The following is a 20,207-nucleotide window of genomic DNA, read 5'->3' as shown; positions in this document are numbered from 1 at the left end:
GATCTCGAACCGCGGTAAGCCGCTAATACTGGCGCGAGAACTGATGCTATTCCCCGCTGACGCCGGTTCCCTCGTCGAAGAGCAGCGCGAAGACCTTCCGCTGGGCCAGCCGCAGGTGCCGGCTGAACGTCGGCTGTGAGACGCCCAGCGAGTCGGCCACGTCCTCCCCGGTGCTCTCGCGGGGCCACTCGAAGAAGCCGCCGTAGTAGGCCGTCTCGAGGGTCCGGAGCTGTCGCTCCGAGAGTCGACGGCGGAGTTCGGTGTCGAACGCGCGGGCGGGCTGGACCGACCGGTCGCGCTCGCGACGGGCGACCAGTTTCGCCCCCGGCTGGCGGCGCTCGATCAGTTGAACGAACGACCGGACGTCGACCGTACTCGAGAGGTCGACGACGAGCCGGGTTCGATCGTCGACCGGGACGACGGATCGCAACACCCCGCCGTGATCGGCGAGCGTCGTCGCGAGCGTCGACGTCGCGAGGACGAGTTCGAGCAGCGACGCGCCCGGTCGGTCACCGACGAGGCGAGCCGATTCGACTCCCGGCACCGGTTCGATGGCCTCCCGGAGCGCGTCCTCGGTGACGTCGGCCGCGGTACAGAACACCGTCGATCCCCCCGACGATCGCGGGACGACGGTCTCGACGTCGAGTCGGCGATCGAGTCGGTCGGCGACCGCCGCCAGCGGCTCGTCGGTCCCCTGCAGGACGATCTCGAGTTCGGTGACGCGCTCGGACAGCAGCGCCCGTTTCCGCTCGACGGCGGCGATCGCGTGGCTGGCGACCGCCGCGAGGTGGGTGCAGACCGCCCGCGTGACGTCGTCGAACGCCGCCGACCGTTCCGCGTAGACGGTGAGGGTCCCGTAACAGAACTCGTCGATCGCCAGCGGGACGCTCAGCGCGGATCGGAACTCGCGTTCTGCGGCCCGGCGGTCCCACGCGTCGGTTGCACCGTCGGTATCGGCGTCCGCAGCGAGGGCGGGTTCGAGTGTCGTCGCCGCTCTCGCGGTCGGATGCGTCGGCTCGTCGTCCCCGTCCATCGGAACCGAAATCGACTCGATCGCGTCGGCGTGCCGCCCGGCCAGGGCGTCGGGCGTGATGCGTTCGGAGCCGGCCGAGACGTCGCCGATCCAGGCCAGATCGATCGTCCCGGGAGCGTCGTCGAACGGCAGGGAGACGAGCGCCTCGCAGAGCGACGCCTCGATCTCGGCGCGCGTCTCGCCGGCGAGCAGCGTCCGTTCGATCCCTCGGAGCCGGTGGCAGCGGTCGACGACGGACTCGAGGCGCTCGAGATCGGCCCGGCACGACCGCATCACCGCCGCGCCCTCGAGAGCCTCGAGCGCGATCGCGGCCGCGTCGACGACGGTCTCGAGCGGGAGTCGGTCGCGCTCCCCGAAGGCCATCGGCTCGGTGCTCGTCGCGAGCACCACGCCGCGATCGTCGACCGGCACGGCGACGACCCGTTCGGCCCGGATTCCGGCGTTCGCGAGCACGGACTCGAGGTCCGAACGGTCGAAGACGACGGCCGTTCCCCGTCCCGTCGCGGCGGTCTCGGTCTCGGTCTCCGTCTCGAGTTCGGGCTCGGGCTCGGTCGCGGCCTCGAGGCGCTCGAGCAGGTCGGTCTCGGCGGGATCGATCGGCGGCAGGTCGACAGAGCCGGCGGCAGTCGTCTCGACCGCCGCCGGCCTGAGGCGGTCCCCCTCGCGGAGGTACCAGGCCGCGAGATCGGCGCCCGCACAGGAAAGCGCCGCGTCGACGGTCGCCCGCCGAACGGCGGCCGGCGAGTCGGCGGTCCGTATCGTCGCGATCGTCTCCCCGACGGTCGACAGGGCGGCCGCCGCCGAACGGCGCCTGTCGCGGACGACGCAGAGGGTCCGGTCGTCGGAAAGCGGCGTCACGAACACGTCGACGGCCCGCCCGTCGGTGACGAGCGTTCCCGACAGCGGCTCCATCCACCTGGCGACCGTCGCCGACGCCCGCTCGCGAACCGCCGCGGCGAGGTCGTCGTCGAAGAGCGCGTCCAGTTCCCGGCCGACCGGCGGCTCCGCGTCGGCCGACTCGACCAACCCGGCGTTGGCGAAGCGGATCGTCGACCCCTCGAGCACGACGAGTCCGTCCTCGACGGCGTCGACGACCGACTCGAGCAGGTCGAGCCGATCGCGGTCGACGGCGGCGGCCGCGGCGTCGGCCTCGCGTGCGTACACGGTGATACCGTTCGCGCCGGGATGGACGGACACCGACAATCGGGTCTCGAGCGACGGATACGGGGTCTCGAACGTGACGACTCGCTCCGTCGCGGCCGCCTCCTGGAGCCGTTCGGCGAACCGACCGCGGACGGCGTCGTCGAGGAGGTCCCAGACGACGGTCCCGGGCTCGATCGACCCGTCGGCGTCGAACAGGCGATCCGCGGCCGCGTTGGCGTAGCGGAGCTCCCAGGCCGGTCCGAGAGCGAACGCCGGATCGTCGATCCGGTCGAACGCCCGTCGGGCGGGGCCGTCTGGCTCGCGGGCCGACGCGGTCTCGAGCGTGCACACGAGTCCGTCGACGTCGCGATCGCCGAGCCGGTTGGTACAGCGCAGGTCGTAGACGTGCCAGGTCCCGTCGGCGTGGCCGATTCGGACGGTTCCGCGCTCGGTCGCCCCGAACGCGGCCGCCGCCGCGGTCTCGAGGACGTCGGTCGCCGACTCGCGGTCGTCGGGATGGACGAGTCGCGTCAGCGGCGTCCGCTCGAGTTCGGTCGGCGTGTACCCCATCCGCGGTTCGACCGCCGAACTGACGGTCTCGAGGTCGCCGTCCGCGTCGACCACCCAGACGAGCGCGTCGGAGCGCTCGAGCAGCGATTCGTCGCGGCGACCCGAGGCGGTCTCGAGGCGGTGGCGATCGGCCGCGTTCCTGACCCGCGTCGCGACGAGCGACGGCGGGTCGTCAGCGTCGACGACGTCGGTCGCGCCCGCCTCGAGCGCCGCCTCGGCGGCGACTCCGTCGGCGGCCGAGTCGTCGACGACGGCGACGATCGGCAACTCGCCGTCCCGATCGCGAACGGACGCGAGCGGCGACGGACCGTCTCCCGCCTCGAACGGGCAGACGACGCAGTGGATCTCGAGCTGTGCGAGTCGCTCGAGGGCGGTCTCGAGCGTCCGCTCCCTGACGATCGAGATCGACTCGAGCTGCGAGGAGAGCGCGTCCGTCGCGACGTCGATCCGCCGCGCGTCGCCGACGACGAGCACCCTGAGAACGTCGCTCGCGACGGTCGCGGTCCCGTCGCTCATCGCCCGACCGCCTCCGCTCGCGAGCGCCGGGTACTCGGTCGACGTCGGACTACCCGGAGCGGCCGGCGGCTCGATCGATCGGCCGCCGATCGCCCGCGGACCGTCGGAAAACGCGCGGCCACGATAGCGCGGGATTCGGAATTGCGCGGGTTAATTATCGATTCCGTATGCGGGGGTAATGGGTTATTATCGCGAGCTCTGCCGTCCAGCGCGCCGAGAAATGACAGTCAGCGAACGGCAGAGCGCGCCGTCTCGGAACGAGGCTCCTCGAGCGATCGGAACCGCTGCCGAACGCTACTGCGCTCGGACGGTGACGACCGGAACCGTGGCGTTCCGAACGACCTCCTCGGCGACGCTGCCGGTGACCAGGTGATCGAGGCCCTCGCGGCCGTGGGTCCCCATGACGATCAGATCGATCGCGTTCGTCTCGGCGACGTCGACGATCTGCTCCTGGGGGACGCCGTGGCGGACGACCGTGGAGGTATCGACCCCGCGCGAGGAGGCGCTCCGTTCGGCCTCCTCGACGGCCTGGCTGGCCTCCGCTTCGTGGTCCGTTCGCATCTCGTCCTGTTTGTCCGTGGCCTGGGGTCCGTCCTCGGACACCGAGAGGAGGTGGAGCTTCGCTCCGAGCTGGTCGGCGAGCTCGATCGCGTGGTCGGTCGCCTGTCGAGCGCTCTCGCTCCCGTCGGTCGCGAGCAGGATGTTCTGATACATCGTGTAACTGAACGGTCGACGGACGAGCGGTTACATATCGCACTTGCCGTTGCCGGCCGCGGACCCCGTGACCGAGTCAGAGCCGCGGCTGCTCGCGTCGTTTCGGCTGTAACGCGCCGCGAGTCGGCGAGCTGAGCCGGTCGACGGCGCCGCGGGACTGGGCGACCTCGACGAGCAGATCGGACAGGTTCACCAGGTCGGAGACGTACTCCCGACGGCGCCGCTGCCAGCGCTCGCCGACGCCGTCGTCCGTGAGGATCTCGAGCGAGCGGTCGCGAACCGCGGCGTAGTCGTCGAACTGCTCGGCGAGGCCGGCGCGCTCGAGTTCCCGGAACTCGCCGTACTCGTGGTCGTCGGTGCCCCGGTAGCGGAACGCGGGGGTTCCCAGGAGCGCGGCCTCGTTGACCATCGTCCCCGTGTCCGCGACCAGCAGGTCGGCCTCGGCCATCGCGTCGTGGATCATCGCTGGGTGGAGGTCGTACGGCCGCGCGGGGAGCTCGCTGAGGTCCATCTCGTCGCCCTCGTCGGAGACGAAGACGGTCGCGTGCTCGCTCAGACGCTCGATCAGGTCTCGGCGCTGCTCGGGTCGGAACCCCTCGAGGTCGGTGTCGTGGAGGGCGTCGAGGGCGTTGAACCGGACGAGGACGTACGGCTCGTCCGGGTCGACGCCGAGGAACTCGCGGACGTTCTCGTCGGGCTCGAACACGTCGGGGTGGAGGTACGCACACTCTTTGAATCCCTGGAAGGTGTAGTGGTCGGCGCCGAGATCGCGCCGCGTGACCGCCGGGGAGAGGATACAGTCGGCGAAGGGGCGAGAGACGGTGTGGTTGAAATCGCCCGGTTCGTCGTCGAGGACGAGGACGACCGGCGACCTGGTCAGCGTCCCCGCGTAGGCGGCGTAGGGGCCGCGACCGAAGACGACGTCGGGATCGAACCGACGCGCCTCGCGGCCGATCGTGTAGAACTGGCCGCCGAGTTCGCGGGCGAACCGGGCCGTCGAGTAGCCGTCGGTCTCGTGCTTGCCGTACACCCGATACGGCATGCCGAAGAAATCGAGTAAGTCCGTCGTACAGGCGTACTCCCGGGTCAACACGAGCACGTCGTGTCCCGCGTCCTCGAGGCGGTCGACGGCGTGACGATACAGATGGACGTGGGCGGGCGTATTCGCGAAGACGAGGATCCGCATCGATAGAGCGTAGCCCGGAGCGACGTTTTGTAATAGGACGGCTACACCGGTCGGGTCGGCGAGAGCGGCCGTCGGCGCCGCGGGAGCGCCGTCTCCCGCTCGTCCCGCCGGAACGCGACACATGGGTTCGGGATCGCTGGGAGAGCGTGGGAAGCGCGCGCGAGATCAGTGGGCGACTACCGACTCGACGTCGTTCCCGAGACCCGTCTACAGCTCGATTCTAACGGATCTAACGGGCTATCTCGGATACCAGCGAAGTCGCGTATTCATATAAGAGTAGGTGAAGATGACTCGAGCGCTAGCGATCGTTTCGCTATTGGTCGCGGAAGGTTCAACCAGGTCACAGGACGTATACCGCGATTGATCGAATCGATAGCGCGGCTGTTCGCTCTATAACAAAACGCCGACGAGCGGTAGGGTCGGGCAGAGTCGGTAATGGAGGTCCTCACCCTCACGGCGAACGCCGACGCACCGTTCATGAACCAGCAGATGGCCGTCCTCGAGGAGCGCGGCGTCTCCTTTACGACGCTGCCGGTGGCGGGGGAGGTCGCCGCCGACGTCGACCGAAATCCGATCGACTACCTCCGGACCATTCCGGGCGTGATCCGTGAGGCGAGTACCGGCTACGACCTGATCCACGCCCACTACGGGCTGACGGCGCCGATAGCCCTCGCCCAGCTGCGCACGCCGGTGGTGCTCTCGCTGTGGGGATCGGACGTCCACGGGCCCGTCAAACCGATCAGCAGCGTCTGCGCGCCGCTGTGCGACGAGGTCGTCGTCATGTCCGAGGAGATGCGCGCGGAGCTCGGCCGCGACTGCCGGGTCATCCCTGACGGCGTCGATCTGGACCGGTTCCAGCCGGAACCCCGAGAACGGGCCCGCGAGAAGGTCGGGTGGGACGACGTCGGCGACGCCTATCAGGTGCTGTTCCCCTATCCGCCCGAACGGGGGGTCAAGAACTACCCGCGGGCGAAGCGGATCGTCAGCGCGGCCGACGACCTGCTCGAGCGGCCGGTCGAGCTCCGGACCGTCTACGGCGTCGACCACGACGCGGTCCCCGACTACATGAACGCGGCCGACGCCCTCCTGCTGACCTCCGACAGCGAGGGGTCGCCGAACTCGGTCAAGGAGGCGATGGCCTGCGACCTGCCCGTCGTCTCCCTCGACGTCGGCGACGTCCGGCAACGGCTGGCCGGCGTCGATCCGTCCCGCGTCGCCACCACCGACGCCGAACTGGTCGAGGGACTGGTGGACGTCCTGCGACGCGAGGAGCGCTCGAACGGCCGCGAGGCCGCCCGCGAGGTGAGCATCGAGCGGACCGCCGAACGGATGCTCGACGTCTACGAGGACGTCGCCGGCGAGACGGTGCCGACGCGGCCCGCTCGGGAGGCGGCGAAACTCGAGTGAGTCGGCCGACGATTCCAGCGAGTCGATAGCTCAGAGAGCGATAGCAGTGCTGATCGGAATCTTCGAGGGCTCGTTCCGTCTCCTCGAGAGCGGCCTCGCGAAGTTCGTCCAGAGGCGCAGTTCTCAGTTCTTCGTCGACGGCGGTCCGAAGCGGGACGGCCGTCAAATACGCCGTGAACCGCCAGTACCGACGGACGTCGTCGAGTAGTCCGGGCCGACGCGACTACGCTTCCTCCCGGTACCACGCCATCGTCTCCGGCAGGTGCGCCTCGATCGGCTGGTACTCGTAGCCCAGTTCCGCCTGGGCCTTCCGCGAGGTGTAGAAGAGCCGCTCGGTCGCCAGCCGGGCCATCTGCCGGTCGAAGGGGAACATCCGCACGTCGGCGACGGCGCTGGCGGCCTCGGCGACCGGGCCGGCGGCGCGGATCGCCGTCGCGGGCACCTGAATCCGCGCCGGAGAGCCGTCGGTGGCGTGAGCGATCCGCGAGACCGCCTGGCGGTAGGTGAGGTTCTCGCCGCCGAGGATGTAGTGATCCCCGCTGGCGCCGCGCTCGGCGGCCAGCAGCAGGCCGTCGACGACGTCCGAGACGCCGACGATGCTCAGCCCGCCCGGGAGGTAGGCCGGCATCGTCGGCTCGAGGCCCATCGAGAGCAACTGGACGGTGAACTCCTCGTCGCCGGGACCGAAGATCGACGTCGGGTGGACCGTGACGGCCTCGCCGCCGTCGGCCGCGTAGTCGTCGACCAGCCGCTCGGCCGCCGCCTTCGACTCCTGGTAGGCGCCGAGCGGTCGGGCGACGTCGCTCTCGTCGGCGAACTCCGCGTCGCCGTCGGGCCGGCGCGTGCCGGACGTGCTCGTGAAGACGAGTCGCCCGCAGTCGACGTCTCGGCAGGCCTCGAGGACGTTCTCGGTGCCGTCGGCGTTGACCCGGTAGACCGTCTCGGGGCCGGCGGTCCAGAGGCCGATGCCGGCGAGGTGGAAGACGACGTCGGCGCCGTCGACGAGGTCGCGCAGCGTCTCGCCGTCGAAGAGGTCGCCGACGTACCAGTCGATATCGGTGCCCTCGAGGTCGCCGCGGTCCGACGAGGGACGGCTCAGGCCGCGGACGTCCCAGCCGTCCGCGAGCAGCCGCTCGCAGAGGTGCGAGCCGAGAAAGCCCGTCGCGCCGGTGACGGCCGCGATTTTGCCCCCCGTCATCGTTGCTCGAGCTGTGGCGGGACGGCGTCGCCGGCCACTGCGGCGTACAGTCGGTACGCGGTCGTAACGGCGGGGTGGGTGTCGTCCGGCGGCGGTAACTCGCCGTCGGGCAGGCGACGTCTGATCGCCGCGAGGTCGACGTCGGAATCGGGACCGTCCGCGGCGCTTTCGATAGGGATCGACCCTTCATCGGCGCCGAGCGTCCACCGAAGCACGGGATCCTCCTCGATCGATCGCTCGAGCAGCGACGAGCCGATCGCGTCGACCTCCGGCATCGGGCCCGCGAACAGCGCGTCGGTCGCGACGGGATCGCCGCTGTAGACCGTCATCGCGTCCAGGACGGAGAGGGCCGGCTGAACGGCCTGCGCCGCCGCGACGGCGGTCGGATCGTCGTCGGCGACGCTGCTCACGAGCCGGCCGAGCGCGCGGATGCCGCCGGCGACCGGTCCCGCTTCGGTCGGCCGCAGCGTCGGCACGACGACGACGGTGCTCTCGAGGAGTTGTTCGGGCACCGACACCGAGACCTGCTCGCCGTCGACGGTGACGACCGTGTTGCGTCGGCCGCCGTTCGCGAGGTCGACGAGGTCGGCCTCGAATCGCTCGGCGACGCCCGGGTAGTCCAGGTACGCGGCGGTCCGGTCGAACGCGATCCGCTCGTCGCTCGCGCCCGCGATGGCGACGTCGGCGTCGGTCCAGGTATCGAGCCGGCCGGCGATCGAGCCGACGACGGCGGGGTCGGTGACCATCCCCGACGACGGGTGGAACGGGTAGTGGGCGTCGGGGACGAGCGTGATCCGATCGGCCGCCGTCAGCGAGCTCAGGTAGGGTTCGAGGACGGCGCGGACCGGCGACTCGAGCGCCGTCAGCCGGCGGTCCGTGTCGGGCGTCCAGCCGCCGCGTCGCTCGGGGTCGTCGACGCCGATCGCGTGGACGCTCACGGCATCACCTCCGGCGTCTCGAGGTCGGCGTCGTCGCTCTCGGCGGCCAGTTCGTAGGCGGTCTCGGCGAGTTCCAGGGTCCGCCGACCGTCGGCGCCGTCGACCGGCGGGCGCTCGTCGTTGCGGACGGCCTCGCAGAAGTCCGCCAGCGCGTCGTAGTGGGCCCGCAGGTAGAAGGTGGGGCCGAAGACGTCGGGGTCGTCGCCGGTCACGCGGCTCGCGACGTTCGACAGCGCGGACGTGGCCGCGCCCGCGTAGAAGTTATCCGGGATGTGATCCTTGTTGCTGATCGTCCCCGTCACGCCCTCGAGGCGCAGCCGGGTGTTGACCTCGGGGAGTTGCTCCCACTGGTAGGTGCCACAGTGGAGCGTGATCGTCGTCTCCGTCTCCGGCGCCCGGAGCATGACCGTCGCGGCGTCCTCGGCCGGGATGTCGAGGGTCCGGCCCATCGTCGCGTCCCGAACCTCGAGGTCGCCGAACAGCCACTCGAGGACGTCGAAACAGTGGACGCCGAGTTCGATCAGCGAGCCGCCGCCGGCGGCGTCGGGGTCCATCGGCCACTCCGGGGGCGCCTCGTCGGCCGGCGGCTTTCCGAGCGGGTGGTCGTTGAGCCGCGTGATCGAAGCGTAGGGGACGTGGCCGACGCTGCCGTCGTCGTAATCGTCCTTTACGCCGACCATATCGGGCTGATAACGGAGCGTGTGATCGACGCCGACGGCGATCCCCGCCTCGCGAGCCGTCTCGAGCATCTGGTCGGCCTCCTCGGTCGAGCGGGCCAGCGGTTTCTCGACGAAGACGTCGACGCCCGCCTCGGCGGCGCGTTCGACCGCGTCGGCGTGGAGGAACGGCGGGAGTGCGACGACCGCCGCGTCGAGGTCCTCGTGTTCGAGGAGCGTCGTGTAGTCGTCGTAGGTCCGCGCGACGCCGGCGCGGTCGGCCCGATCGCGGTTTTCCGGGACCGCGTCGGCCGCCGCGACGACCTCCACGTCGGGCAGCGAAAGCGCCGACTTCAGGTGTACCATGCCGATGTTGCCGACGCCGAGCACGCCGAGTTCGAACGCGCTCGAGTCGGTCCATCGACTCAGAACTGTCGGTGGCATCTGCCCGAAACCGGACCGGGAGCGGGCTTTGTTATCGTCGCCATATCCACGGCTCGACGGCGGTAGCAGTCCCCTTCAGGAGACGGATCGATCGGTTCCGGTCAGTTCGACCGCACCGTGGCCTGGCCGTCGACGCCGTCAGTGGTGCCGTCGATTCCCGTATCGCGCGATCGACGGACGCGGCGCGCGACGTCGCCCATCGTTTCGACGGTGAGGTCGGTCTCCGAGCGGCGGCGCTCGAGGTACGAGAGGATCGACCGCATCCGTTGGTCGTCACGCTCGCCCGTGAGGTTGTTCGGGTGGAGCCACATGTGGAAGACGCCGTCCGATCGGACCGCCTCGTCGATCCCCCGGCGGGCCAGTTCGAGCATGGGGTCGGTCCAGATCGACTCCGCGACGGTCCGGGCGGGGCCCTCGAAGCCGAAGAGGAACAGCGAGGCCGGCACGTTGACCAGCCCGTACTCGTCGGTCCGGGGGTCGGTCACCAGCGACTGGTCGCGGACCGTCGAGTCGAAGACGCCGCGAACGCCGTCCCGGGTCGGCGACCGACCGCGGTACGCCGAGACGTCGTACTCGGCCAGCACGTCCCGGTGACCGACGTCGTTGCGCGGATAGATGAACGAGTCGATCGATTCGCCCCACTCGGCGGCGATTTCGGTGGCCCGATCGAGCTCCGCGGCGGCGAGTTCCCGATCCGTCTTCGGATCCCCGAAGAGGACGTGCGAGAAGGTGTGGCTGGCGAGTTCGTGGTCGACGTCGGCCTCGAGGACGCCGTCGACGAGGTCGGGCCCGAACCGGAGGTCCTCGCGGTCGGCCCACGCGCCGCGTTCGCGGTCGAACCAGCCCGGCGGCGCGGGATGTCCCTCGTGGGCGCCGTCGCAGGACTCGAGCATGAGGTGGCCGACGACGGCCCACGTCGCCGGAACGTCGAACTCGTCGAGCAACTCGAGCATTACCGACCAGCCGCGGCGGCCGGACTCGACGCGGTCGGCCGGCGGGTCCGGGAGATCGTGGAAGCCCCAACCGAGCTCGGCGTCGAGGGAGACGACGACGCTACCCACGACACCCACCACCAGCGGCCACTCGGATGCGTCTCATATACGATTCCTGATGAACGAACCGTTTTGTTATGGATCACCTGTTCGCACCGCGACGGAGCATAACGACGCGTGTATGGTCAGAGTACACAATCCACATGTGAGAGGCTAATATCGAACCCGATACCGGAAAATTCGACAGCACACCGACCGTATTACCCGAGTATTAGCCCGAATAACGGTGAAATCTCCCCATAACAAAGCACTGATCGCGTCACTTCCAGGACAGCAGGCGTCTCCGACGCCACACCTATCCAATCATGAGCAGCCCTTCCCCGACAGCCGAGCGCGCGTTCGTGCTCGGGTTCGACGGCGTGCCGTGGAGACTCATCGACCAATGGAGCGACGAGGGCGAGCTCCCGAACTTCGCCCGAATGCGCGAGGAGGGCGCCGCCGGAACCCTCGAGAGCACCCAGCCCGCGACGACACCGCTGGCGTGGCCGTCGATCGCGACCGGGGTCTGGCCGGACAAACACGGCGTCTACGGCTTCCAGAATCTCTCGTCGGACTACACCCACGAGATGTACACCAGCCACGACATCCAGCAGCCGACTCTCTGGGAGCAAGTCACGCCGGCCCACGTCGGCAACGTCCCGATGACGTATCCGGCCCAGGAGATCGACGGCACGATGGTCACCGGCATGATGACGCCCTCGACGGACAAGGAGTACACCCATCCGCCCGACCTCGGGGACGAGATCGAATCGCGGATCCCCGAGTATGAGATCAGCCTCGACTACCCCGACTACGCCGACCGACTCGACGAGTTCGAGGTGGCCGTCGACGAGATGCTCGAGACGCGACGCGATCTGATGCACCTCCAGATGGACCGCGCCAGCGACGACTGGCGGCTGTTCTTCTTCGTCTTCACCGCTCCCGACCGCTTCCAGCACCTCATCTGGGACATGGATCGGTTGCTGGCCCACTACAAGAAACTCGACGCGATCCTCGGCGAGGTGATGGAGTACACCGACGAACACGAGGCCGACCTCTACGTCGTCTCCGACCACGGGTTCGGACCGATCGAGGAACTGGTCTACGTTAACCACATCTTGGAGCGGGACGGGTACCTCTTCGAACAGGAGGACGAGGGCACCCGCGGCGCGCTCGCGAGCCTGGGGATCTCCCGGGAACGCATCACGGACGCCCTCAGGCGGGTCGGAATCTCCGAAGAGAAGATCGTCTCGACGCTCCCGCGGTCGATCGTCGACACGGTCGCCGAGCAGATTCCCGGCGAGCACGCCCTCTACGACGTCGATTACGACCGAACCGTCGCGTTCGTCCACGGCCCCGGCTGCCTGTACGTCAACGACACCGAGCGCTTCGAGAAGGGCGTCGTCGATCCGAGCCAGATCCCGGAGCTCAAGGCGGAGCTCACCGATCTCTTCGAGTCCGTCACCGACGACGACGGCGATCGGATGCTGAACGTGTTCGACGGCGACGAACTGTTCCCGACCGACGACGCGGCGCCCGATCTGATCGTCAAGGGCCGGGGCGTCTACGAGTCGCGCAACGCGCTCACCGAGACGGCGACCGGAGACACCGGCAATTACGACGCGAGCCACCGCGCGGAGGGAATCGTTCTCTGTCGCGGCCCCTCTATCGACGCCGGCGCGACGCTACGGGGCGCTCGCGTCGTCGACATCGCACCGACTCTGCTCCACGGAATCGGCGAACCCGTGCCGAAGAACGCCGACGGCCGCGTCCTCTTCGACGCCTTCGACGAGGACGCGAACCCCGCATCGACGAAGGTCGAACGGACCGGCGTCTCGAAAGCGGACCGCGACGGCGACGTCGACGATGACTTCGACGACGTCGAAGACCGGCTGAAGGGACTCGGGTACATGGAGTGACGATCGGCAGCCGATCGGACCGGGCGGGGCGATCCGCTCGGGAGGTCACACCGGGCCGCCGATCGAGGACGAAGTCGACGCCGATCCGCCGAACGTAACGGGTCGGAACGGAACGGATCGGATCGTTCGGGACACTGTAAGGTTCGGTTCTCTCGTGTGAAGGAGTGTATAATTAAGAGCGGGACTGAAATTCGGGTATTCGTACCAATGCTGGGAGTTCGGCCCGACCCTGAACGACCGACGGCCAGTGATCAGACCGGGCGCGCTCGAGCGGACCCGACCGACCGATCCGCGGTACTGATCGGCGTCGCGAGCGCGGCGATCAGCGCGAACACGCTCGTCGGCCTGTTGCTCTCGTCGACCGAGACCCGACGAACCGACCGATCCGCGTCGTCCGCGACCGGGACCGTCACCCGCGACGACGCGACCGCGACCGTCAGCTACGACGACGCGACCGCGTCCGCCGGTCGAGCGCGCCGGCTCCGGCGTCGGCTCGAGACGGCGGTGAAGCGGTACGTCGATCCCCTGTTCCGTATGCCGCGCATAACGGACCAGTGAATCGGACCGACCGGAGCGGTGTCGCGTGGCGGCGGCGGAGACCGTCGTCCCGGTCGCCCCGTCCGAACGGACGGGTGTCCTGTCGGAATCGCCCCGCGTTCGTCTCCAAACCGCGATCTATAGGGTTCGGAGACTCTCCGTTACGAGATTATTTACTAATGTCGTATCTGCGGTGTGATCGGAACAGTCAACCAACTCATGACGCAGACCAGTAGCGGTCCCGGCTCGACTGACACCGAAGCGAAGCGCGGCGACGAGGATGCCCGATCGATACCGGCTACCGATCGTCGGTCACGACGGGAGGACCGAGCGTCCGACCGCGGTCGCCGAGCCGCCGTCGCTCGAGCGAGCGAGGTGACCGCCCGATGAACGTCCTCTCGGTCGTCGGCGCCCGACCCCAGTTCATCAAGGCGGCCGCCGTCTCGCAGGAACTGCGGCGCGACCACGACGAGTACCTCGTTCACACCGGCCAACACTACGACCACGAGCTCTCCGAGATCTTCTTCGACGAGCTCGAGCTCCCAGAGCCGGACGCCCAGCTCGGCGTCGGCTCCGGGTCCCACGCCGGCCAGACCGCCGAGATGATGACCGAGTTAGAACGGCTCGTCGAGGAGCGCTCGCCGGACGTCGTGCTCGTCTACGGCGATACCAACTCGACGCTCGCGGGCGCGCTCGTGGCCGCGAAGACGTCGCCGCTGCTGGCCCACGTCGAGGCGGGACTCCGGTCGGGCGACTGGTCGATGCCCGAAGAGGTCAACCGGAAACTCACCGATCACTCCTCGGACCTGCTGTTCGCGCCGGGACGGAACGCGACGGAGACCCTCGAGGGTGAGGGGATCTCGGAGGACGTCCACGCCGCGGGCGACGTGATGTACGACACGCTCCTGCAGATCCGCGACGGGCTCGACGACGTCGAGTTCGACGGCCTCACCGTTCCCGAGGAGTACGTCCTCGCGACGGTCCACCGCGCGAAGAACACTGACGATCCGGACCGGCTCGAGGGGATCATCGACGCGTTCGCGCGGCTCTCGAAGCCGGTCATCTTCCCGGCCCACCCCCGAACGGTCGAGGCGCTACGGGAGAACGACCTCTGGGAGCGGGCGACCGAGGAGATCGACGTCGTCGACCCCGTCGGGTACGGGCAGTTCATCAAACTCATCGAGGGCGCGGACTGCGTCGCGACGGACTCCGGGGGCGTCCAGAAAGAGGCGTTCTATCTGGACACCCCCTGCGTGACCCTTCGCGAAACGACCGAGTGGATCGAGACGGTCGACGCCGGCTGGAACGTGCTCGTCGGTGCCGAGACGGACCGAATCGTCGAGGCCGTTCGAAACGCCGACGACCCGGCGTCCAAACCCGATCTCTACGGAACCGGGAACGCGGCGTCTCGAATCGTCAGCCACCTCGAACGAGCGGTCGATCGCGACGGATGACGTCGCCGATCGCGGACCGCGATAGCGACACCACGGATATCCAATGACCGACCAGAACGACGATGACTTCCCGCGCGAGCGCGCTCCGCTCCCCGACGACGCGGAGTTCGCGCTCTGTCTGACCCACGACGTCGATCGACCGTACAAGGGCTTCCGGTCGTTCTACTACGCCGCACAGGAGCGACCGCGATATCACCTCCGAACTGCCCTCTCGGACGACAACCCCTATTGGCAGTTCGAGGAGATCTCGTCGCTCGAGGACGAGCTGGGCGTCCGATCGGCGTTTTACTTTCTCAACGAACAGCACCTGCTGGCCGATCGACCGGTTCGGGACTGGCTCTCGCCGGCGAACTGGGTCCAGCATCTGGGCCGGTACGACGTCACCGATCCCGAAATCGTCGACGTCATCCGCGATCTCGACGCCGGCGGCTGGGAGGTCGGTCTGCACGGCTCCTATCACTCCGCGGACGATCCGGAGCGACTCCACGAGGAGAAAGCGGTCCTCGAGGACGTGCTCGGCCACCCCGTGAGCGGGGGTCGGCAACACTACCTGAACCTGACGATCCCCGAGACGTGGGAGTATCACCGAACGATCGGTCTCGAGTACGACGCGAGTCTCGGCTCGAGCACGCGCTGTGGCTTCCAGGACGGCTACCGGCCCGCGCGACCGTTCGACGACGAGTTCCTGGTCTTTCCGCTGACGATCATGGAGCAGGCGCTGCCCGATCCGGACGCCGAGTTCGAGGCCGCCCGACAGACGTGCGAGCGGCTCTTGCGCGAAGCCGCGGCCAACGACGCCGTGATGACCGTGCTCTGGCATCCGCGGTACTTCAACGAACGGGAGTTCCCGGGCTACCGGCGGCTCTATCGGTGGCTCGTCGAGTGGGCGCTCGATCACGACGCATGGGTCGGCCCGCCTCGAGACCTCTGTGCGGCGCTGCAACGCGATCGCTCGACGGACTCCGGATCGTCGCTGCACTCGGCGTCGAGCGTGTCGGGGCCCGGCGACTGAGTCGGAGCGGGTCGATCGCGATCGACGACCGTCACCGAACGACCGGTCCGATCGCGTCCGAGCGACTCGAGCGGGGACGAACCGCCGCCGGCGAGCGAGCGGAGCGAGCGGCTATCGAGCTTCTGTCGACCGATCCGAATCGGATTCGAGAGAAAACGGAATTCGAGACGCGTATCGACGCGATCCGAAACCGCAGTCAGTGACCGTTCGGTCGCGTCTCACGGGTCAATACCGACGCGACCGTCGAGGACGAGGGGCGGAGAGGGTTCTCTCGAGCGGCGCCCGAACGCTCGAGCGAGGGGCGTCAATCGCTACCCACGTGGACGGGCGGCTTCGAGTCTGCGACCGGCTTGTGATCGAACTCGTGTACCGACTCGAGGCCGGTAACGCAGCCGCGGGACGTCGCGACGTCGACGATCACGTCGGTGAGGTTCACCTTGTCCGAGAGGAACTCGCGGCGACGGCGTTGCCACGTTTCTTCGATACTGTCGTCGCGAAGCACCGTCGTCGCCAGTTCGAGGATGCCCTCGAACTCGGCGACGTTGTAGATCAGTTCCTGCTCCTCGAGTTCGAGGAAGTTCCCCATGTCGTCGTCCCCGACGAACGAGTTCGACCGGATCGCCGGGGTGCCGAGCAGCGCGGCCTCGGTGACCATCGTCTGCGTGTCGGCGATCAGGAGCTTCGCTTCGGCGAGGGCGTCGTGCATCAGGGCGGGGTGGAGGTCGAACTCCTGTGCCGGGAGCCCCGCGAGGTCGACGCCGCTGCCCTCGTCGGAGACGAGGACGGTCGCGTCGTCGCTGAGTTCCCTGACGAGACGCCGACAGTCCTCGTTCGTGAGGCCGTCCTTGCCGACGTCGTGTTGCGAGCCGAAGGCGTTGAGACGGAGGATCACGTACGGGTCGTCGTCGACGCCGAGCTGGTCCCGGATCGACAGGTTCGGCGAGTAGATCTCCGGATGGAGATACGCGCACTCCTTGAATCCGGGGAACGTGTAGTGATCCTCGCCGAGGTCCTTCCGGAACGTGTCCGGCGTCAGGATAGTGCGCGCGAACGGGGTCGAGATCGTGTGGTCGAACGACGCCGGCTCGGAGTCGATGAGCAGGACGGTCGGCGCTCGAACCACGGCACCCGTGTGCGCCGCGTAGCCGCCCATTCCGAAGACGAGATCGGGATCGAACCGGCGAGCGTGCCGGATGGCGCGAACGTAGTGGACGGGCAGGCGGCTCAACAGCGAGCCCTTCGACGTATCGCAGTAGCCGTAGATCTCGTAGGGCAGGTCGTACCACTCGAGCAGATCGACCGTACAGGTGTAGTCCCGGGCGAGGACGAGTACCTCGTGTCCTCGGTTGCGGAGCTGTTGGACGGCGTGTTTATACAGATGCACGTGGGCCGGCGTATTCGTGAAAAACAGGTATTTCATCTTGAATTGAACCCTCTTCTAAACGGAACGTAGACAAGTGTCGGAGTTTGTTATGTTCCTCGTACCGATAGCTTCCGGCGTCCTACCGGCCGAATCGTCGTACCGAGATGCGGCGCCGAGCAGCAGTTCGGACCCCCACATCGGTCGACGCATCCGGGTCGGAGAACGGCCTCGTTCGTCCGTCATCCGGTCGGAACCGAAGACTCTCACCGCAGGCGTAACGAGCGCATAACAAGGACTCTCGTTGACACACGCGAAAGTAGTATGGACGTCAACCGTATCGGGCTCGAGGAGTGGCGCGACGCGCTCCCCGCGTCCGGATACGAAGTGTTTCACGAACCCGAGGCGCTCTCGGTGCTCGAAGACCACACGAACGCCGAACTGCGACTGTACGGCGCCTACAAGGGCCAGCAGTCTGTCGGCCTCTTTCCGGCCTTCGTCACCGATCGACCGATCGGACGGACGGTACTCTCGCCGCCGATCTCGTTCAGCGTGCCCCGACTCGGCCCGATCGTCGACCCGAACAGCCCGAAGCGGCGAAAGCGAGAGCGGATTAACCGCGAGCTGGCCGAGGCCGTCATCGACGACACCGACGTCGACAATCGGACGACGCTGTTCCGGATGACCACGCCCCTCGAGTACACCGATCCCCGGCCGTTCGGCTGGAACGACTTCTCGCTGGAGCCGCGGTTCACCTACCTGGTCGACCTGGAGAACACGACCATGGAGGCCGTCATGAAGGGGTTCAGCAAGAGCCTCCGGCGAGAGATGCGCAAACTCGACGAGCTGGATCTCTCGATCGAGACGGAGGGGATCGACTCGGCGCTGCGGATCTACGAGGACGTCGTCGAACAGTACCGCGCACACGACGATTCGCCGCCGATCTCGCGGTCGTTCCTGCGCGACCTCCTCACGTCGCTCCCCGACGAGCTGTGGCGCGTGTACGTCGCGCGAACGCCGGACGGCCGGTACAAGAGCGGCGTCGTCGTGCTCTACGGCCCCGACCAGGCGTACTTCTGGCAGGGCGGCGTCACCGAGACCTACGAGGGCGTCAGCGTCAACAGCCTGCTCCACCGGGTCATCATGGAGGACGTCCTCACCGACCCGGAACTCGAGTCGGTCACCGGCTACGATCTCGTCGGCGCGAACACCGAACGGCTCTGTGAGTACAAGGCCAAGTTCAACAGCGACCTGCGCCAGTACTACGTGGTCGAGTCGTCCGGCCTCGAGATGGAACTCGCGAAGTCGACCTACCAGAAGCTGGCCGGATCGCTGAGCAAGGCCAGTTCGCTGGGCAACTAACGGTGTGGGATCGATTCTTCTGCAGTCCGACGTTCGTGGATAGACGTCGTCGTTTCGCGGCCGGACTACGCCGTTTCAGTTCGAGACTCGTCTGACGCCCGTGTCCGCCTATCGGCGGCAGCGTTGTCGTCGCGGCAGACTAGACGAGCGGAACCCGCAAGGACGGCCACCTCGCGGGGAGACATCGCGGTACGTTCGGGCGACGGACCGAACAGGTGACTGCTGACCGCCCGCTCGTCGACGGTCAAGTCAACATCGAGAGGGTTTCCTCGGGATCGAGGAGCCCGCTGGCCGTCGCCAGGCCCGCCCAGACCGCGGCGCCGAGGAGGATCACGCCGACCAGCGAGGCGAGACCGCCGACGTGCGGTGCCAGCATCACGACGCACACGCCCATCACGGCCGAGATCGCGGTCGTACCGGCGACGATCCGGAGGATGTGGCCGATCCGGAGATCGAGTTCGGAGTGAACGATGTAGAGGTTGGCCAGGGCGTAAGCGCTGTAGGTCGCCACCGTCGCCCCGGCCGCGCCGGTGACGCCGTAGATCGGGATGAGGACGATGTTCAGTCCGAAGTTGGCGATCGAGCTGAGACCCTTCGCGATCGCCCGCGTCCGGGCCCGGCCGAGGAAGTCGAGCACGTCGGTCGTGACGAGCGTGATCGACTGGACGAAGACGAAGAGCGCGAGGACCTGAACCACGGGCACCGCGCCGGCGTACTCCTGGCCGAACACCAGCAGGATGGCCGGTTCCGCGATCACGAGGATGCCGATCGTCGCGGGGACGTACAGCAGGAGGACGTACTGAACCGTCGTCTCGTAGAGCCGCGCGGCGCGGTCCAGTTCGTCGTTTGCCTTGTCCTCCCCGAACGTCGGCGAGACGGCGAATCCGATCGAGCCCGCTGGCGCCAGCACGAACTCCGAGATCTGCTTCCCCAGCGTGTAGAACCCCACGGCGACCGGGTTCATGAAGAACCCGATCAGAATGGTGTCGATCCGTGCGGCGATGATGCCCGCGCTCCGCGAGACCGTCAGGGGAACGCTGTACTCGAGAATGCGGCGTCGAAGCCCCGCCTCGGGCGCGTCGCTGACCTCGTGCTCGCGGTAGAACCGCGTGTACAGGAGGAACAGCCCGAGGACGGTCGCGATGGCCGCCCCGACCACGTAGCCGAGCAGCGCGCCGGCGACGCCCCACCCGAGCACGACGAACCCGACGACGAGCGCGAGCCGTCCGAGGTAGTTGACGATATTGACGACCGCGCTGTACTCCACGGCGTTGAACCCCTGGAAGGCGACGGTATTGAACGTGTGCAGCGACCTGAACGCGAGCAGCCCCGCCCCGATGAGTAGCAGCGTTCCGATACGGGGTTCGTCGAGCGTGCTCGCGATGACGTCTCGCGTGAGGACGATCGCCAGCACGGTTCCTCCGATCAGGAGCAGCCGATACCGCAGCGAGATCGAGAGGACGTGGGGTACCTGGCTCGGGTCCGACTCCTTGAACTCGGCGATGTACCGCGCCGCGGACCGCGCGAGGCCGAGATCGCCGAACAGTTGGGCCACGCCGATGATCGAGATGGCGAGGAAGAGCAGCCCGTAGCCGCCGGGGTCGAGCAATACGCTCGAGAGGAGAAAGATGAGGAGGCCGTTGACGCCCATGTTCACCGCGCGGGAGAGGAACGTCACCTTGACCCCGGCGGCGATCTTCTCAGTGACGGACATTGAGTGCCTGGAG

15 protein-coding genes are annotated in these 20,207 nt (G+C 68.0%); 6 read left to right on the top strand and 9 right to left on the bottom strand.

Annotation, left to right across the window (positions count from 1 at the left end):
- Positions 1-46: 46 nt before the first annotated feature.
- From WD430_RS22465 to WD430_RS22455, 3 genes are all read right to left on the bottom strand, one after another.
- Entirely contained in the window at positions 47-3,262 is a 3,216-nt protein-coding gene (locus tag WD430_RS22465) for a bacterio-opsin activator domain-containing protein (RefSeq protein WP_339106395.1), read from the bottom strand.
- Positions 3,263-3,556: 294 nt separating this feature from the next.
- Positions 3,557-3,976, bottom strand: a complete 420-nt coding sequence (locus WD430_RS22460) for a universal stress protein (RefSeq protein WP_339106394.1) — start codon at positions 3,974-3,976, stop codon at positions 3,557-3,559.
- A gap of 76 nt (positions 3,977-4,052) precedes the next feature.
- A complete protein-coding gene (locus WD430_RS22455; RefSeq protein WP_339106393.1) occupies positions 4,053-5,162 on the bottom strand; it encodes a DUF354 domain-containing protein in 1,110 nt (369 codons plus the stop codon).
- Between the two features lie 435 nt (positions 5,163-5,597).
- On the opposite strand from WD430_RS22455, the gene WD430_RS22450 reads away from it, so the two are divergent.
- Entirely contained in the window at positions 5,598-6,569 is a 972-nt protein-coding gene (locus WD430_RS22450) for a glycosyltransferase (protein WP_339106392.1), read from the top strand.
- A 223-nt stretch (positions 6,570-6,792) separates the two neighbouring features.
- Here WD430_RS22450 and WD430_RS22445 read toward each other — a convergent pair whose 3' ends face one another.
- The 4 genes from WD430_RS22445 to WD430_RS22430 all read right to left on the bottom strand — a co-directional run bounded on the left by WD430_RS22445 (position 6,793) and on the right by WD430_RS22430 (position 10,878).
- Positions 6,793-7,767 carry an NAD-dependent epimerase/dehydratase family protein gene (locus WD430_RS22445; RefSeq protein ID WP_339106391.1) on the bottom strand — a complete coding sequence of 325 codons (975 nt, stop codon included), beginning with the start codon at positions 7,765-7,767 and terminating at the stop codon, positions 6,793-6,795.
- Entirely contained in the window at positions 7,764-8,705 is a 942-nt protein-coding gene (locus WD430_RS22440; protein WP_339106390.1) for a hypothetical protein, read from the bottom strand. The genes WD430_RS22445 and WD430_RS22440 overlap by 4 nt, the downstream gene beginning before the upstream one ends.
- Complete coding sequence (locus WD430_RS22435) at positions 8,702-9,805, bottom strand: Gfo/Idh/MocA family oxidoreductase (RefSeq protein WP_339106389.1); 1,104 nt, start codon at positions 9,803-9,805, stop codon at positions 8,702-8,704. The genes WD430_RS22440 and WD430_RS22435 overlap by 4 nt, the downstream gene beginning before the upstream one ends.
- Before the next feature lie 101 nt (positions 9,806-9,906).
- Complete coding sequence (locus WD430_RS22430) at positions 9,907-10,878, bottom strand: polysaccharide deacetylase family protein (RefSeq protein WP_407067162.1); 972 nt, start codon at positions 10,876-10,878, stop codon at positions 9,907-9,909.
- Between the two features lie 284 nt (positions 10,879-11,162).
- Here WD430_RS22430 and WD430_RS22425 point away from each other — a divergent pair, with 284 nt between their 5' ends.
- From WD430_RS22425 to WD430_RS22410, 4 genes are all read left to right on the top strand, one after another.
- Positions 11,163-12,755, top strand: coding sequence for an alkaline phosphatase family protein (locus WD430_RS22425; RefSeq protein ID WP_339106387.1), 1,593 nt, complete (start codon positions 11,163-11,165; stop codon positions 12,753-12,755).
- Between the two features lie 207 nt (positions 12,756-12,962).
- Entirely contained in the window at positions 12,963-13,313 is a 351-nt protein-coding gene (locus WD430_RS22420; RefSeq protein WP_339106386.1) for a hypothetical protein, read from the top strand.
- Positions 13,314-13,678: 365 nt separating this feature from the next.
- Complete coding sequence (wecB, locus tag WD430_RS22415) at positions 13,679-14,746, top strand: non-hydrolyzing UDP-N-acetylglucosamine 2-epimerase (RefSeq protein WP_339106385.1); 1,068 nt, start codon at positions 13,679-13,681, stop codon at positions 14,744-14,746.
- Between the two features lie 43 nt (positions 14,747-14,789).
- Positions 14,790-15,758, top strand: coding sequence for a polysaccharide deacetylase family protein (locus tag WD430_RS22410; protein ID WP_339106384.1), 969 nt, complete (start codon positions 14,790-14,792; stop codon positions 15,756-15,758).
- A gap of 304 nt (positions 15,759-16,062) precedes the next feature.
- On the opposite strand, the gene WD430_RS22405 is transcribed toward WD430_RS22410, so the two are convergent.
- Positions 16,063-17,178 (bottom strand): DUF354 domain-containing protein, encoded by a 1,116-nt coding sequence (locus tag WD430_RS22405; RefSeq protein WP_339106383.1) that lies wholly within the window; start codon positions 17,176-17,178, stop codon positions 16,063-16,065.
- A gap of 264 nt (positions 17,179-17,442) precedes the next feature.
- On the opposite strand from WD430_RS22405, the gene WD430_RS22400 reads away from it, so the two are divergent.
- Positions 17,443-18,480 (top strand): GNAT family N-acetyltransferase, encoded by a 1,038-nt coding sequence (locus WD430_RS22400; protein ID WP_339106382.1) that lies wholly within the window; start codon positions 17,443-17,445, stop codon positions 18,478-18,480.
- A 244-nt stretch (positions 18,481-18,724) separates the two neighbouring features.
- Here the strand turns inward: WD430_RS22400 and WD430_RS22395 are convergent, their stop codons facing one another.
- Complete coding sequence (locus WD430_RS22395; protein ID WP_339106381.1) at positions 18,725-20,194, bottom strand: flippase; 1,470 nt, start codon at positions 20,192-20,194, stop codon at positions 18,725-18,727.
- Positions 20,195-20,207: the final 13 nt, after the last annotated feature.

The organism is Haloterrigena sp. KLK7, from assembly GCF_037914945.1.
Classification (GTDB): domain Archaea; phylum Halobacteriota; class Halobacteria; order Halobacteriales; family Natrialbaceae; genus Haloterrigena; species Haloterrigena salinisoli.
This window is presented reverse-complemented; position numbering and strand designations above follow the sequence as displayed.